Raw genomic sequence first — 576 nt, forward strand, 5'->3', positions numbered from 1 at the left:
GTGACGGCCTCGATCTCAGCCAGTTCCGCGACCGACGCGGCGTCGAAGTCCGCGACGATTGCGCGCAGACCGCTCTTTTGCTCATCCGAGAGGTGTTCCAGACCTGTGAGCGCTCGCTGCTCGCACAGGTGGATGAACCACTCGACCTCCACGTGCACCCGTTCGCGGTTCAGCGCAGCTTCCGAGAGGTAGTCCACCAGCACGGCGGTCTGGGGGCGGTAACGGCCGTCCAGCGGTCCCAGCGCGATGGCGGGTGACTGCTGGCTCAGGGCCACACGTCCGGAGGGGAGGGTCTGCGCGGTGTTCGACATGGCCCTCATTCTTTCACGCGCCGGGGCGCCCCTCGCCGCGGTGAACGTCCTGCACCGCGGTCCTCGGGATGGCCGCGCAGGGCGTGGATACACATGCTTCCGGGGCCGCCCGAGCACAGGATCGCCGTTCCCTAGCCTGGTCGCGTGGCGCCCGCGTGGTGGGGCGCGGGAAGGAACCGGTCATGTCACAACTCGCGAGCCCGGTGTTCCCGGGAACGTCCCCATCGGCGGTCTCGGCGCTGGTCCACGAACGGCTCTGCCTCGT

1 pseudogene is annotated in these 576 nt (G+C 69.1%); it reads right to left on the minus strand.

Annotated elements, in window-relative coordinates:
* Nucleotides 1-311 (minus strand): annotated as a pseudogene (locus tag RF645_RS13200) (adenylosuccinate lyase); the annotation flags it as partial.
* Between the last annotated feature and the right edge of the window lie 265 nt (nucleotides 312-576).

It is taken from the genome of Kocuria sp. CPCC 205260, from assembly GCF_040981045.1.
Lineage (GTDB): Bacteria > Actinomycetota > Actinomycetes > Actinomycetales > Micrococcaceae > Kocuria > Kocuria palustris.